Raw genomic sequence first — 16,049 nt, 5'->3', positions numbered from 1 at the left:
GCGCCCGGCGCACGACCGTGCCCGGGCAGTCGCTGATTCCCCCCACCCGGAATCAAGGCCCCCAGCCACACAATTGGCCGGTATGCGCCCGGGTATCTCCCATCGCGGCATAGCGTCGACACCGACCGGACACCCCGCGTCGTGGCGTTGCGTCGCTTCTTTCCCCTACGTCACGCAACGGCGCGCGACAGGAGCCAGAGGACATGCAGACCAAGCTGGACGAAGCCAAGGCCGAGCTGCTCGCACGGGCGGCCCGGGTAGCTGAGAACAGCCCGGCCGGGGGGCCCGGAGCCCTGGGGGACACCCCCAGGAGCGACCGGGCGGCCACGACCGAGGCCACGAGCGAGGAAGGACCCGACCAGGGCGTCCTCCTCGGATACCTCCAGCGCTACTACCTGCACACCGCACCCGAGGACCTGGCCGACCGCGACCCGGTCGACGTCTTCGGCGCGGCACTTTCCCACTACCGCCTCGCGGAGAACCGGCCACAGGGCACCGCCAACGTCCGGGTGCACACCCCGACGGTCGAGGAGAACGGCTGGACGTGCAGCCACTCCGTCGTCGAGGTCGTCACCGACGACATGCCCTTCCTCGTGGACTCGGTCACCAACGAGCTGTCCCGGCAGAGCCGTGGCATCCACGTGGTCATCCACCCGCAGGTGGTCGTGCGCCGCGATCTGACCGGCAAGCTCATCGAGGTCCTGGACACCGGGACCCAGACGGCCGACCTGCCGCACGACGCGCTCACCGAGTCCTGGATCCACGTCGAGATCGACCGCGAGACCGACCGGGCCGACCTGAAGCAGATCACCGCCGATCTGCTGCGCGTCCTGTCCGACGTACGGGAAGCCGTCGAGGACTGGGAGAAGATGCGCGACGCCGCGCTGCGCATCGCCGACGAGCTGCCCAAGGAGCCGAAGGCCGGTGACCTGCTCGACGAGGACATCGACGAGGCCAGGGAACTGCTGCGCTGGCTCTCCACCGACCACTTCACCTTCCTCGGCTACCGCGAGTACCAGCTCACCGACGACGACTCGCTCTCCGCCGTCCCCGGCACCGGCCTCGGCATCCTGCGCTCCGACCCCAAGCACGGTGAGGACGACGCCCACCCCGTCTCGCCGTCCTTCAGCCGGCTGCCCGCCGACGCCCGCGCCAAGGCCCGCGAGCACAAGCTGCTCGTGCTGACCAAGGCCAACAGCCGCGCCACCGTGCACCGCCCGTCCTACCTCGACTACGTCGGCGTCAAGAAGTTCGACGAGCAGGGCAACGTGATCGGCGAGCGCCGCTTCCTCGGCCTGTTCTCCTCGGCCGCGTACACCGAGTCCGTGCGCCGGGTGCCGGTCGTGCGCCGCAAGGTCCAGGAAGTCCTCAAGGGCGCGGGCTTCTCGCCCAACAGCCACGACGGCCGCGACCTGCTCCAGATCATGGAGACCTACCCGCGCGACGAGCTGTTCCAGACCCCCGCCGACCAGCTGCGCTCCATCGTGACCTCCGTCCTGTACCTCCAGGAGCGGCGCCGGCTGCGCCTCTACCTGCGTCAGGACGAATACGGCCGCTACTACTCGGCGCTGGTCTACCTGCCGCGCGACCGCTACACCACGGGCGTACGGCTGCGGCTCATCGACATCCTGAAGGAAGAGCTCGGCGGCACCAGCGTCGACTTCACCGCCTGGAACACCGAGTCGATCCTGTCCCGGCTGCACTTCGTGGTCCGCGTCCCGGCCGGCACCGAGCTCACCGCGCTCACCGACGCCGACTCCGAGCGCATCGAGGCCCGCCTGGTCGACGCCGCCCGCTCCTGGGCCGACGGCTTCTCCGACGCGCTGAACGCCGAGTGCGGCGAGGAGCGCGCCGCCGAGCTGCTGCGCCGCTACGGACACGCCTTCCCCGAGGGCTACAAGGCCGACCACTCGCCGCGCGCGGCCGTCGCCGACCTCGTCCACCTGGAGCAACTCACCCACGGGCGGCGGGACTTCGCGCTCTCGCTGTACGAGCCGGTGGGCGCCGCACCCGGCGAGCGCCGCTTCAAGATCTACCGGATCGGCGAGCAGGTCTCGCTCTCCGCGGTGCTCCCGGTCCTCCAGCGCCTGGGCGTCGAGGTCACCGACGAGCGGCCCTACGAGCTGCGCTGCGCCGACCGTACGCACGCCTGGATCTACGACTTCGGCCTGCGCATGCCGAAGAAGAACAGCGGCGACCACCTGGCCGACGACGCCCGCGAGCGCTTCCAGGAGGCCTTCGCCGCCACCTGGACCGGCGCCGCCGAGAACGACGGCTTCAACTCCCTGGTGCTGCGCGCCGGCCTCAACTGGCGCCAGGCGATGGTGCTGCGGGCCTACGCCAAGTACCTGCGCCAGGCCGGCTCCACCTTCAGCCAGGACTACATGGAGGACACCCTCCGCGACAACGTCCACACCACCCGGCTGCTCGTCTCGCTCTTCGAGGCGCGGCTCGCGCCGGAGCGTCAGCGGGCCGGCACCGAGCTCATCGACGGCCTGCTCGAAGAGCTCGACGGCGCCCTCGACCAGGTCGCGAGCCTGGACGAGGACCGCATCCTGCGCTCCTTCCTGACCGTCATCAAGGCGACGCTGCGCACCAACTACTGGCAGAAGAACGCCGAGGGCAAGCCCCACGCGTACATCTCGATGAAGTTCGACCCGCAGGCGATCCCCGATCTCCCGGCGCCCCGCCCGCAGTTCGAGATCTGGGTGTACTCGCCGCGTGTGGAGGGTGTCCACCTGCGCTTCGGCAAGGTCGCCCGCGGCGGCCTGCGCTGGTCGGACCGGCGTGAGGACTTCCGCACCGAGATCCTTGGCCTGGTCAAGGCGCAGATGGTGAAGAACACCGTCATCGTGCCGGTCGGCGCAAAGGGCGGTTTCGTCGCCAAGCAGCTGCCCGACCCGTCGGTGGACCGCGACGCCTGGCTCGCCGAGGGCATCGCCAGCTACAAGACGTTCATCTCGGCGCTGCTCGACATCACCGACAACCTGGTCGGCGGCGAGGTCGTGCCCCCGGCCGACGTGGTCCGTCACGACGAGGACGACACCTACCTCGTGGTCGCCGCGGACAAGGGCACCGCGACGTTCTCGGACATCGCCAACGACGTGGCCATCAGCTACAACTTCTGGCTCGGCGACGCCTTCGCCTCCGGCGGCTCCGCCGGCTACGACCACAAGGGCATGGGCATCACCGCCCGGGGCGCCTGGGAGTCCGTCAAGCGGCACTTCCGCGAGCTCGGCCACGACACCCAGAGCGAGGACTTCACGGTCGTCGGCGTCGGCGACATGTCGGGCGACGTGTTCGGCAACGGCATGCTGCTCTCGGAGCACATCCGCCTGGTCGCCGCCTTCGACCACCGGCACATCTTCATCGACCCGAAGCCGGACGCGGCCGTCTCCTACGCCGAGCGCCGCCGTCTGTTCGACCTGCCGCGCTCCAGCTGGGCCGACTACAACAAGGAACTGCTCTCGGCCGGCGGCGGCATCCACCCCCGCACCGCCAAGTCGATCCCGCTGAACACGCACATCCGTGAGGCCCTGGGCATTCCGGCAGGCGTCACCAAGCTGACCCCGGCCGACCTGATGCAGGCGATCCTGAAGGCGCCGGTCGACCTGCTGTGGAACGGCGGCATCGGTACGTATGTGAAGTCGTCCGCGGAGTCCAACGCGGACGTCGGCGACAAGGCCAACGACGCGATCCGCGTCAACGGCGAGGACCTGCGGGTCAAGGTCGTCGGCGAGGGCGGCAACCTGGGTCTGACCCAGCTCGGCCGGATCGAGTTCGACCGCAAGGGCGGCCCGGACGGCGAGGGCGGCAAGGTCAACACCGACGCCATCGACAACAGCGCCGGCGTGGACACCTCCGACCACGAGGTGAACATCAAGATCCTGCTCAACGGGCTCGTCACCGACGGCGACATGACCGTCAAGCAGCGCAACAAGATCCTCGCCGCGATGACCGACGAGGTCGGCCACCTGGTGCTGCGCAACAACTACGCGCAGAACGTGGCGCTGGCCAACGCGGTCGCGCAGTCGCCCTCGTTGCTCCACGCCCATCAGCGCTTCATGCGCCGTCTGGGCCGGGACGGGCACCTGGACCGCGCGCTGGAGTTCCTGCCGAACGACCGCCAGATCCGTGAACTGCTCAACGGCAACAAGGGGCTCAGCCAGCCCGAGCTCGCCGTCCTGCTCGCGTACACCAAGATCACGGTGGCCGACGAGCTGATCCACACGGTGCTCCCGGACGACCCGTACCTCGCCAAGCTCCTGCACGCCTACTTCCCCGAGCAGCTGCGCGAGAAGTTCACGGAGGCGGTCGACGGGCACGCGCTGCGCCGCGAGATCATCACCACGGTGCTGGTCAACGACACCGTCAACATCGGTGGTTCGACCTTCCTGCACCGTCTCCGCGAGGAGACCGGGGCCTCCCTCGAGGAGATCGTGCGGGCGCACGCCGCGGCCCGCGAGATCTTCGGCGTGAACGGCGTGTGGGACGCGGTGGAGGCGCTGGACAACAAGGTCGACGCCGACGTCCAGACCCGGATCCGGCTGCACTCGCGCCGTCTGGTGGAGCGCGGCACCCGCTGGCTGCTCAACAACCGGCCGCAGCCGCTCCGGATCGCCGAGACGATCGAGGACTTCTCTGCCGGTGTCGCCCAGGTCTGGGACGCGCTGACGGGGCTGCTGCGGGGCGCCGACCTGGAGTGGCACCAGGGCATCCTGAAGGAGCTCACCGGGGCGGGTGTCCCGGATGAGCTGGCGCGACGGGTCGCCGGGTTCTCCTCGGCCTTCCCCGCGCTGGACATCGTGGCCATCGCGGCCCGCACCGGCAAGGAACCGCTCCAGGTCGCCGAGGTCTACTACGACCTGGCCGACCGGTTGGGGATCGCCCAGCTGCTCGACCGGATCATCGAGCTGCCGCGCGCCGACCGCTGGCAGTCGATGGCCCGCGCCGCCATCCGCGAGGACCTGTTCGCCACGCACGCCGCCCTGACGCAGGACGTCCTGTCGGCCGGCGACGACGCCAGCTCGCCGGAGGAGCGCTTCAAGGCGTGGGAGGAGCAGAACGCGGCGATCCTGGGTCGCGCCCGCACCACCCTGGAGGAGATCCAGTCCTCCGACGCCTTCGACCTGGCGAACCTGTCGGTCGCGATGCGGACCATGCGGACGCTGCTGCGCACGCACAGCTGAGGCGGTGAACGGCCCGGGGCCGTGAACCGTTGAAGGGGGCGCCCACCATCACGGTGGGCGCCCCCTTCGCGTGCTCGGGGCACGGTCAGGCGTCGGAGGCGTTCGCGCCCCGGCGGCCGGGCCGGGCGGTGCCGGAGGTCGTGGTCGTGCCCGTGGACGCGGTGACCGTGGCGTTCCACAGCCTTCGGCAGGAGTGCGGAGCTGGCTGTGCGTGGTGGTCATACGTGGTTGGTCGTACGTGGCTGGTCGCGCAGTTCCCCGCGCCCCTTGAGCATCCGGGGCCGGCCCGCGTGGGCAGGTTCGGCTCCCCCCGGCCGGCAGGGTGGGGGCCGGTCCGCACGAGCAGGTCCGCCCCCCCCCGGCGGGGCCGGGGGCGGACCGCGTTGGTCACCTCTTCTTCGTGAAGCTTTCGTACGCCGCCAGTACCTCGTCCGTCGGCCCGTCCATCCGCAGCGTGCCCGACTCCAGCCACAGCGTCCGCTCGCAGGTCTCCCTGATCGACGCGTTGCTGTGGCTGACCAGGAACACCGTGCCGGCCTCCTTGCGCAGCTCGGTGATGCGCTCCTGGCTGCGACGCTGGAAGCGGGCGTCCCCCGTGGCCAGGGCCTCGTCGATGAGCAGTACGTCGTGGTTCTTGGCGGCCGCGATGGAGAAGCGCAGCCGGGCGCCCATCCCGGAGGAGTACGTGCGCATGGGCAGCGAGATGAAGTCGTCCTTCTCGTTGATCCCGGAGAAGTCGACGATGTCGTCGTAGCGCTCACGCACCTCCTCGCGGGACATGCCCATGGCGAGCGCGCCGAGCGTGACGTTGCGTTCGCCCGTCAGGTCGTTCATCAGCGCCGCGTTCACGCCGAGCAGCGACGGCTGGCCCTGCGTGTAGATCTTGCCCCGCGCGGTGGGGAGCAGCCCCGCGATCGCCTTGAGCAGGGTCGACTTGCCCGAGCCGTTGGAGCCGATGAGGCCGATCGCCTCGCCGCGCCGGGCCACGAAGCTCACGCCCTTCACCGCGTGCACCTCGCGCAGGCCCGGGCTCTCCTTGCGCGAGACGATGCGGTTGAGCGCGGCGGTCGCGCCGCCCTTGTTCTTGGCGCCCCCGCCGACGACCTTGTACACGATGTGCACGTCGTCGGCGATGACGGTCGGGGTGCCTGGGGTGCCCGGCGCGTCCGTCGTGGCCTTCGGGGCCTTCGGGGTCAGGGTGTCGGTGTCAGCCACGGCCGTACTGCTCCTCTGCCTTCCAGAAGTAGATGAAGCCCGCCGCCAGCGCGACGAAGGCCCAGCCCCCGGCCACCAGCCACACGTGCGGCGGCAGCTGCTTGGCGTGGAAGCTCTTGATCATGGCGAACCGGACCAGGTCGATGTAGACCGCGACCGGGTTGAGGCCGAGCAGCCGTCCCACCACGTGCGGCAGCTTGTGCAGCTGCGGGGCGAGGTTCCACATCACGCCGGACATGTACATCCAGGTGCGCAGGATGAACGGCATCACCTGGGCGATGTCCGGGGTCTTCGCGGTGACCCGGGCCATCACCAGGGACAGGCCCGTGTTGAACATCGATTGCAGGACGAGCGCCGGCACGAGCAGCAGCCACGAGACGCCCGGCAGCTGCCCGAAGCCGATGATGATGATCGCCAGCGCCGCCAGCGAGAACAGCAGCTGCTGGAGCTGCTGGAGGGCGAGCGAGACGGGCAGTGAGGCGCGCGGGAAGTGCAGCGCGCGCACCAGGCCGATGTTGCCGGTGATCGCACGGGTGCCCGACATGATCGAGTTGGCCGTGAAGGTCCAGATGAACACGCCCGTGACCAGCCACGGGATGTAGTCCGGCGTGCTGGACTTGTTGCCCATCAGGATGCCGAAGATGAAGTAGTACACCGCCGCGTTCAGGAGCGGGGTCATCAGCTGCCAGATCTGGCCCAGCTTCGCCTCGCTGTACTGCGCGGTCAGCTTGGCGGTGGCGAACGCGGTGATGAAGTGGCGCCGGGCCCACAGCTGGCGTACGTAGTCGGGCAGCGTCGGGCGGGCGCCGCTCACCTTCAGGCCGTACTTGGCGGCCAGCTCGGCCGGGCTGAGGTTCTGGTCGCCGGCGGAGCTGCGGGTGGACTGCGTCGGGATGGATGCCGACGCTGCCGATGGTGCTGCGGTCGGTCGCGCAGCTGCGGTCTGGCTCACTACGGTCGCTTTCGCCGGGGGCCCCGGGAGGCTTCCCGGGGGCGGGGGATCACTCGCGACGGGAGGGTTCCCGGGCGGGGGAGGGCTTGCGACGGGACGGGACCGTATCGTCGCAACGATGAGAGTAGGACGCGGCACGTCGCAACGCAACCGTCTCGTCGCAACGCTATGCTCAAGCCATGACCAAGACGGACCCGGAGCCCCCCGCAAGCCGACCGCCGTCGCGGCGCGCGCCCGCCGGGGCGGCCGTGCTGCGTGAGGACGTCACGGACGCCATCCGCAAGGCCGTTTTCGAGGAACTTGCCGCGGTCGGGTTCGCCCGGATGTCCATCGAGGGGATCGCGCGGCGCGCCGGGGTCGGCAAGACGGCGGTCTACCGGCGCTGGAAGTCCAAGCTCAGCCTGGTCCTCGACCTGGTGTCCGTCTTCGCCGAGCAGGGGCTTCCGGTGCCGCACACGGGGTCGCTGTACGGGGACATCCGGGCGCTGCTCGCGGTGGCCTCGCTCGCCCTGCGCCACCCCATCGCCTCGCAGGTCATCCCGGATCTGCTCGTCGAGTCCGTACGCCATCCGGAGATCGCCGACGCGATCAAGACGGCGCTGCTCGACGGGCAGCAGGGGGTGGCGGCGGTGGTGGTACGGGAGGCGGTCGAGCGGGGTGAGCTGGCGGCCGGGGCGGATCCCGACCGTGCGCTCGATCTGATCGTGGGTCCGCTGTACTGGCGGCTCGTCGTGGTCAAGGGTCCCCTGCCGAAGGGGTACCTGGACGATCTGGCCAAGTCGGCGGTGGCCGCGCTGACGGCGTAACGGGCCGGACCCCGGCGGGGTATGCGGATGCGGGCCAGCGCCAACCCCGCCGGGGGCGCGGGGAACTGCGTGAGGAGCGCCCCCGGTCCGCAGCCGACGTCCCTGGGGCTCCGCCCCAGACCCCGTTCGCGCTGAACGCGCTCGTCCTCAATCTCCCCCAAGGCCTTAAGGGCCAGGGGGTACCCCCATGACGGGCTGGGGTTGCCTCAGCAGGAGCCCTGCCAGGGGCGCGGGGAACTGCGCGCTCAGCCACGCACGGCCCGCACCCGAGGTCTCTGGGGCTCCGCCCCAGACCCCGTTCGCGCCTGAAGGGCGCTCGTCCTCAAACTCCCCCAAGGCCTTGAGGGCCAGGGGGTACCCCCATGACGGGCTGAGGGTGCCGGTGTGGGCCAGCACCGACCCTGCCAGGTGCGCGGGGACTGCGCGACCAGCCACCGCACGGCCCGCACGCCGAAGCGTCCCCGGGGTTCGGCCGGGACCCGTCGACCCCGGCCCGCACCTCGAAGGCCCCGGGGCCGGGGCGGTCGGCCCGGGTGGTGGGGGTTACTTCACCGCGCCGGCCATCACCCCGGACACGAACTGCCGCTGAAACGCGAAGAACACCGCCAGCGGAATCACCATCGACACGAACGCCCCCGGCGCCAGCACATCGATGTTGTTGCCGAACTGCCGGACCTGCTGCTGAAGCGCCACCGTGATCGGCGGATGCTTGGAGTCGGCGAAGATCAGGGCGACCAGCATGTCGTTCCACACCCACAGGAACTGGAAGATGCCGAGCGAGGCGATCGCCGGCCCGCCCAGCGGCATCACGACCCGGGTGAACAGCCGGATCTCGCCCGCCCCGTCGAGCCGCGCGGCCTCAAGCAGCTCGCGCGGGATCTCCGCGAAGAAGTTGCGCAGCAGGAAGATCGCGAACGGCAGGCCGAAGGCGACGTGGAAGATGATCACGCCGGCCGTCGTCTCGAAGATCCCGATCTGGCCGAAGAGCTTGGCGACCGGCACGAGCGCGACCTGCACCGGCACCACCAGCAGGCTCACCACGACCATGAACCACCAGTCACGCCCGGGAAAGTCCATCCACGCGAACGCGTAGCCCGCGAGGGATCCGATCACGACGACCAGAACGGTGGCCGGGACGGTGATCGTGACCGTGGACAGGAGGGAGTTGGTGATCGTGCTGTTGTCGAGCAGGCTCGCGTAGTTGTGGAAGGTGAACTGGGACGGGTCGGCGAACGTCTTCCACCAGCCGGTCGAGGCGATGTCGGCGGGGCTGCGCAGCGAGGAGAGCAGCAGCCCGACGGTCGGCATCAGCCAGAACAGCGCGACCAGGATCAGGAAGACGCGCAGCGCCCCGCCGCCGGCCCGCGAGGCGATCCGCGCGGGCAGCGACTGCCGGGCCCTGACGATCCCTTCGACGGCGGTCATCGCCTGGCCTCCTCGCGCGGGTAACGGGCGGCGCCGCGCTCACCGGCGCGGAACGGGATGGGAGATCCCCCGCGTCGGGCGGTCATCGCCTGGCCTCCTCGGGCCTGGAACGGGTGGTGCCGTGCTCACCGGGGCGGTGGCCAAGAGCTGGAGGCACCCCGCGTCGGGCGGTCATCGCCTCGCCTCCCGTCGCATGCGGCGGACATTGAACAGCATCACCGGGATCACGAGCAGCAGCAGCAGAACCGCGATCGCGCTGCCGATGCCCAGGTCCGCCTCCGTGCCGAAGGACGAGCGGTAGAGCTGAAGGGCGAGCACGTTCGCGTCGGCCTGGCTGGAGCCGGGGGCGATGATGAAGACCAGGTCGAAGATCTTCAGGACGTTGATCATCAACGTGACCAGGACGACCGCGAGCACCGGCGCGAGCAGCGGGACCGTCACCCGGCGGAACACCTGCCACTCGTTCGCGCCGTCGACCCGCGCCGCTTCGAGCAGTTCCCGTGGCAGACCCGCCAGGCCCGCCGCGATGAGCACCATCGCGAACCCCGCCCACATCCAGATGTACGAGCCGATGATGGCGGGGGTGACCAGGGCCGGGCCCAGCCATTCGACGCCGTTGTACGGGGCGTGGAAGTTGCTTTCGGGGAGCCGGAGTTGGGCCCCGTCGGCCGTGGCCGGCAGCGAGAACGTACCGTCCGCGGCCGCCGTGGCCGAGGCGACCACCTTGCCGCCGCGTACCGCCTCGACCTTCATGCCCTTGAGGCCGAGCTCCTTGGGGTCGATGACGGTCGGCCGCCCCCCGCCGCCCTTGGTGAAGTCGAGCCAGACCGTGCCGGTGACCTTGCCCGGGGTGCTGGGGGCGGCCTTCGCGGGCGCGGCCGACGACGGCATCGCGTCGGCGGCGACGCCCACGAGGGGCAGCAGCACAGGGTGGCCGGCCCGCACCGGGCCACGGGTGAGGAACGTGCCACCGCCGCCGTCCTTGAGCGGCGCGGTCGGCAGCGGATGCGCCTTCGGATAGCCGGCCGCGTCGGTGAACGTGTCGTGCACGCCCACCACGACCGCGTTGGCCACCCCGCGCGCCGGGTCCTGCTCGTACACCAGGCGGAAGATGATGCCCGCGGCGAGCATGGAGATCGCCATCGGCATGAAGACGACGAGCTTGAACGCCGTTCCCCAGCGCACCCGTTCGGTCAGCACGGCGAAGATCAGGCCGAGGGCGGTGGCGATGGTGGGGGCGCAGACGACCCAGATCGCGTTGTTCTTCACCGCCGTACGGATGGTGTGGTCGGTGAACAGGGTCTTGTAGTTGTCGATCCCGGCGAAGGAGCTCCCCGACTGGTCGAAGAACGAGCGGTAGACCGAGAAACCGATCGGATAGACGACGAGCGCGCCGAGCAGCACGAGCGCGGGCAGCAGGAACACGGCCGCGATCCACTTGCGTGTGGCGGTGACGCTCTTGCGGGTCCTGGGCGCGGGGGGTGCGGCGGGCGGTGGGGCGCCCCCCGCCGTGGCGGTGGTCATCGCGGGGTCAGTTCTTGAACGCCGCGGCCGCGTCGGCCTCCAGCTTGGACTGGGTGCCCGCGACGTCGGAGGGGTTCTTCAGGAAGTCCTGGAGGTCCTTCCACTCGCCCTTGCCGGGGGTGCCGCCGAAGGACTGCGGGGCCTGGTCCGACATGTCGAAACGTACGTTGTCCCCGGCCGCGACCAGCGCCTTGGCGATGCCGCGCTGCACATCATTGGGGTACGCGCCGAAGTCGAGGGCCTTGTTGGGCGAGATGAAGCCGCCGGAGCCGGCCGCGATCTTCGCGGCGTCGGTGGACGCCAGCCAGGTCAGCAGCGCCTGCGCGCCCTTGGTGTCCTTCAGGGCCACCGCCGCGTCGCCGCCGGTGACCACCGGCGCCTTGTCACCCACCGAGGGGAAGGGGAACGCCTTCGCGTCGGTGCCGACCTTGGCGGAGGTCTCCGCGATGTTGACCGAGGCGAAGTCGCCCTCGAAGACCATGGCCGCCTTGGGCTGGTCACCGCCGGTGAACGTCTGGGTGACGGAGGCGGGGAACTCGGTCTGGAGCGCGCCGTCGGTGCCGCCCGCGATCAGGTTCGGCTTGCCGAAGAGCTGGGCGAGCGTGGTGAGCGCGTCCTTCACGGACGGGTCCGTCCACTTGATGGCGTGCTTGGCCAGCTGGTCGTACTTCTCGGGGCCGGCCTGGGAGAGATAGACGTTCTCGAACCAGTCGGTGAGGGTCCAGCCGTCCGCGCCGCCGACGGACACCGGGGTCACACCGGAGGCGGAGATCGCCTCGGCGGTGCTGAGGAAGTTCTTCCACGTCGTGGGCGGGGTGGCGCCCGCGTTGTCGAAGACCTTGGTGTTGTACCAGACCAGGGACTTGTTGGCGGCCTTGAAGTACACCCCGTACTGGGTGCCGTCGACCGCGCCCAGGTCCTGCCACACCTTGGAGTAGTTCGCGGTGAGCTGCGCCTTGGCCTCGGGACCGGCCGGCTTGGTCCACTTCTTCGCCACGGCCTGCTGAATCGCGCCGACCTGGGGAAGCATGGCCACATCGGGCGGGCTGCCGCCGGCGATCTTCGTGCCGAGGAAGTTGACGATCGGGTCCTGGGCGGGGACGAAGGTGACGGTGGCGCCGGTCCGCTTCTCGAACTCCTTGAGCACCTTGACGAAGTTGGCCTGCTCGGCCCCCGTCCACACCGCGGCGACCTCGATCTTCTCGCCGTCGAGCCTGGGGAGCTGGACGCCGGAGGCCGATGTCGTGCGGGTGGCGCTCGTGGACGGCGTGTCCTTCTTGCCGTCGCCACCGCCGCACGCGGTGGCGCCGAGCGCGAGAGCGCCGACGGCCAGGGCGGCCGCGAAGGTGCGGCCGGGTGTGCTGGTGCCTGCCATGGTGCGGACTGTGCGAGTGGTGCGCATGCGTGCCCCGTCTCTCCCGTGCGCGTACGAACTGCCGCGCCCGGTGACGCAGGCGCCGCCGCTCTCGTCCCGTGCGACAGTCCTACGCCGCGTGCCGGGGCCCCGCAATACCGCCTTCACCGCCAACTCGGTGATCGTAATGGGCTTGTGACGTTGGGTCATGCCGAGATGCCCCAACTACCGCCCCTTGCGGCCGGGTTGATCACCTGGGCGGGCGCAGCGGGCTTCGGTCCCTACGTCAGCGGCCCCACCGGGCAGGCGTTGACCAAGGACGCCGCGCGCTCCAGGGCGCTGGCGAGCAGGGCCAGGTCGGTCGGGCCGTTGCCGAGTTCGCGGACGGGCCTGCGGGCCGGCGGGTCGCCCATCCGCTCCCACTCCAGGACCACGACCGTGGGGCGCTGCGTCGCGGTGCGCGGTATGCGCCCGGTGACGCGGCCACCCTGGAAGGGGACGGACACCCCGTCCGCCTGGTGCAGCCGGCCACGGCCCGGGGACGGCTCGTCCGGCGAGGGAGCGGCGGGCGGCGCGTCGAGGACCACCCGGTGCCGGGCGCCGCGCGCGAGCTCGGTGTCGGCCGTGCGGTCGGGCCGGGCCGATGACGCCACCAGGTGCACCCCAAGGCGCTCGCCGTCCCTGGCGACCGCCTCCAGGGCGCGGACGACCGAGCCGGCGGCGGGCCGGCCCGGGCTGCCGAGGGCGGGCGCGACCAGCGCGTCCAGATCGTCGACCAGGACGACAAGGCGGGGCAGCGCCGGGCCGTCGTCCGCGCGCTCACGGGAGACCGGGCGCAGTCGCAAGGTGCTGCTGCCGGGCGGATCGAGGTCGCCCCGGCTCTCCGTGGCGGGCGCCTGGCGCTGGCCCACCAGACGGCCGGCGATCTCGCGCCGCTCCTGCCACGCGGTGAAGCCGAGGCCGCCCAACAGCTCGGCCCTGCGCTTCAGTTCGGCCCCGAGCGCCTGCGCGAACTCCCGCATCCGTACGGGGTCGGAGGCGACCAAGTGCGTGGAGACGTGCGGTAGTTCGGTGCACGGGCGCAGGCCGTCGCCGCGCTCGCCGCCCGCACCGTCGACCAGGATCAGGCCGAGCCGGTCGGGGCGCGCCCCTGCCGCGAGGGAGGCGGCGGCCGCCCGCAACAGCTCCGTACGGCCGCTGCCGGGCGGGCCTTCGATCAATAGGTGGGGGCCTTCGGACACCAGGTCCACGCCGAGCGGGCCGCGCGGCCCCGTGCCGAGCACCACCGTGCCGTCCGGCGCAGACTCCCAGCGGGCCATCAGGGACGCGGGAGTGGCCCGGGCGAGCCCCAGCTCGTCAAGCAGGCGCGAGGTCCCCGGCAGCGACGAGGCGAGCCGCCCCGCCGATGCCGTCGCGCCGTCGCCGGTGCGCAGCGGGGCCAGCGCGCGGGCGAACCGCTCGGCCCAGGGCCGCGACACCGCGTCCACCGCCGCCACCGTGCCGTGGCCCGCCGGGTGGCCGCCCGCGATGCGCACCAGGCGCAGCGCGGTGGCCACATCGCCGCTGAGCAGGGCGACCGCCCCGCACTCACGGAAGGCGAGCGAGGCCGCGCACGCCGTCTCATAGGTGGCCGCGACGGGGGAGGAGGCGGACGCGGCCGGGGTCTCGGCCAGGCACAGCAGATGGATGCCCGCGGCGGCGCCGGCCGCGGCGAGGCGCGCGGTGCTCTCGCGCAGCGGGGCCGAGCCCGGGTCGCCGTCCACGACGACCACCGTGAAGGGGCCCTCGTAGCGGGCGGCCGCCTCGGTCACCGCGCCCCGGTCCGCGGAGGCCCAGCCCGGGCCGAGCGGGCCCGCGTCGAGTCTTCTGGTCAGCTCCGCGGTGCGGGCCGCGGCCTGGTCGCGGTCGTAGGCGAGCAGCAGCCGGCAGTCCTGGCCGTGCGCGGGGCGCACCTGGGGGAGCCAGCCGAGCCAGTCCCACTCGGCGGTGCGCGCCTGGAGGCCGCGTGCCCGGTCCGTGCTGATGAGGACGATCTCCAGGGTGGCCGGCGCGTGCAGCGCGGCGAGCTGGGCGATCGCCGAGCGGGCCAGGCCCGCGAGCCGCTCGCGGGGCCCCGCGAGGCCCAGCGAGCCCGCCTCGCGCAGCCCCACCGTGACCGGCACGGCCGCGAGCTCGCCCCGGTCCGCCGTGCCGAGCCGTACGGCAAGCGCCTCCGGGTGGCCGGGGCCGCGCTCCCACAGCCGGGGGCCGGGGCCGAGTGCGGTCAGGAGCAGCGCGGCCGGGTCGGGCCAGCTCTCGGTCGTGGGCGCGGCCGGGAACTCGTCCGGCTCCGCCGTTGCCTGCTCGGGGGCCGGCTCACCGCGCCCGCCGGCCAGCCGCCGCGCCCATGCTCCTATCCCGCCTCGCCTGCGGCCGCCGTCGGCCTGGTCGGCGCGCGCGTGCTCGACCTCGTCGATCGCCTGGCGCATGTGTTCCGGCAGCCGGGTGCCGCGCGTCGGGGTGCCCTGGCGTCTGCTGGGCCCCTGCTCCCGCCGGTCGTCCCGGCCGTCGTACCCGTACCCCCTGGGGGCCTGGGGCGTACCGAAGGCGTCGAAGCGCTCGCCGTACGGCGGCTCGTGCCCGCCGGGTCCCGAGGCGGGACCCGAGTCGGTACGGAAGGAAGCCGGGCCGGGAGGGGCCGTACGGGGAGAGGGGGAGACCGTGTGCGGGGGCGCCCCGGAGGAACCGGAGGAACCGGAGGGGGGTGAGGTGGGCGGGGGAGCGGTTGGGGACGACGGGGACGTGCCGGGCCGGGCTTCCAACGGGGCCGCGCCGCTTGCCTGTTGGGGGTCCGGGGTCAGGGGTGGCGCCGGGGCCGGGGTGACCCGGAGGTGGCCCTCGCCGTCCGGCGTGGTCGCGAGGGACGGCTCCGCGCCGGGCCCGCCGAGCGTGAGGCGCAGCGCGGACTCGCCGATCCGCAGCAGCGCGCCGGGGGCGAGCCGGACCGGCCGGGCGCCGATCTCCCCACCGTCGATCCGGGTGCCGTTGGTGGAGTCGAGATCGGCGACGCTCACGCGGCCGTCCTCGCCGACGGTGACCGCGCAGTGCCGGCGCGAGACGTCGGGGTCGTCGAGCGCGACATCGGACTCCGTGGAGCGGCCGATGACGACGCGGCCGCCGTGCAGCAGATGGACCCCGCCCGCGTCGGGCCCCGCCACCACGTGCAGCCGGGCCGGGGCCGGGCCGTCGTGGGCGGGCTCGTCCTCGGCCGGGGCCGCGAGCGAGAGCACCGCGCCGTCCACAAGCGGCGGCTCGCCGAGGACGCGGCGCTGGGGGTCGAGCCGGTCACGGCCCGCGAACAGCACCACGGAGGCGCCCGACACCTCGGCGCCGGACGCGGCCGACGCGAGGCCCGAGGCGACGGCCGCGAGCGCCGTCCCCGCCGGGGCGGTGACGAGCACGTCACAGGCGCGCGCCACAGCGTGGCCGCTGCGCGGCGCGAGGACGGTCAGCCGGATCTGCATCGCCTCGGCGGTCCCTTCTGCGCGGGGGTGCCGCGAAAGGGGGAGCAGCCTTGTGATTCCCCCCACCCGGCACACAATTCG

At 72.1% G+C, this 16,049-nt stretch carries 8 protein-coding genes; 2 read left to right on the top strand and 6 right to left on the bottom strand.

The window, feature by feature from the left end:
- The first annotated feature begins 203 nt into the window (after positions 1–203).
- Complete coding sequence (locus ABR738_RS16280; protein ID WP_350230698.1) at positions 204–5,189, top strand: NAD-glutamate dehydrogenase; 4,986 nt, start codon at positions 204–206, stop codon at positions 5,187–5,189.
- A 387-nt stretch (positions 5,190–5,576) separates the two neighbouring features.
- On the opposite strand, the gene ABR738_RS16275 is transcribed toward ABR738_RS16280, so the two are convergent.
- Entirely contained in the window at positions 5,577–6,386 is an 810-nt protein-coding gene (locus tag ABR738_RS16275; RefSeq protein ID WP_350234602.1) for an ABC transporter ATP-binding protein, read from the bottom strand.
- Positions 6,387–6,396: 10 nt separating this feature from the next.
- Complete coding sequence (locus ABR738_RS16270) at positions 6,397–7,299, bottom strand: ABC transporter permease (protein ID WP_350234601.1); 903 nt, start codon at positions 7,297–7,299, stop codon at positions 6,397–6,399.
- A gap of 236 nt (positions 7,300–7,535) precedes the next feature.
- Here ABR738_RS16270 and ABR738_RS16265 point away from each other — a divergent pair, with 236 nt between their 5' ends.
- Positions 7,536–8,162 carry a TetR/AcrR family transcriptional regulator gene (locus ABR738_RS16265; RefSeq protein ID WP_350230697.1) on the top strand — a complete coding sequence of 209 codons (627 nt, stop codon included), beginning with the start codon at positions 7,536–7,538 and terminating at the stop codon, positions 8,160–8,162.
- A 543-nt stretch (positions 8,163–8,705) separates the two neighbouring features.
- Here the strand turns inward: ABR738_RS16265 and ABR738_RS16260 are convergent.
- The 4 genes from ABR738_RS16260 to ABR738_RS16245 all read right to left on the bottom strand — a co-directional run bounded on the left by ABR738_RS16260 (position 8,706) and on the right by ABR738_RS16245 (position 15,968).
- Positions 8,706–9,587 carry a carbohydrate ABC transporter permease gene (locus tag ABR738_RS16260; RefSeq protein ID WP_350230696.1) on the bottom strand — a complete coding sequence of 294 codons (882 nt, stop codon included), beginning with the start codon at positions 9,585–9,587 and terminating at the stop codon, positions 8,706–8,708.
- A gap of 171 nt (positions 9,588–9,758) precedes the next feature.
- Positions 9,759–11,111: a carbohydrate ABC transporter permease gene (locus ABR738_RS16255; RefSeq protein ID WP_350230695.1), complete on the bottom strand. Its 1,353-nt coding sequence runs from the start codon at positions 11,109–11,111 to the stop codon at positions 9,759–9,761.
- A 7-nt stretch (positions 11,112–11,118) separates the two neighbouring features.
- Positions 11,119–12,486, bottom strand: coding sequence for an ABC transporter substrate-binding protein (locus ABR738_RS16250; protein WP_350230694.1), 1,368 nt, complete (start codon positions 12,484–12,486; stop codon positions 11,119–11,121).
- Between the two features lie 260 nt (positions 12,487–12,746).
- Positions 12,747–15,968: an FtsK/SpoIIIE domain-containing protein gene (locus tag ABR738_RS16245; protein ID WP_350230693.1), complete on the bottom strand. Its 3,222-nt coding sequence runs from the start codon at positions 15,966–15,968 to the stop codon at positions 12,747–12,749.
- Positions 15,969–16,049 lie beyond the last annotated feature (81 nt).

Origin of the sequence: Streptomyces sp. Edi4, assembly GCF_040253615.1 — a bacterium.
Taxonomy (GTDB): domain Bacteria; phylum Actinomycetota; class Actinomycetes; order Streptomycetales; family Streptomycetaceae; genus Streptomyces.
This window is presented reverse-complemented; position numbering and strand designations above follow the sequence as displayed.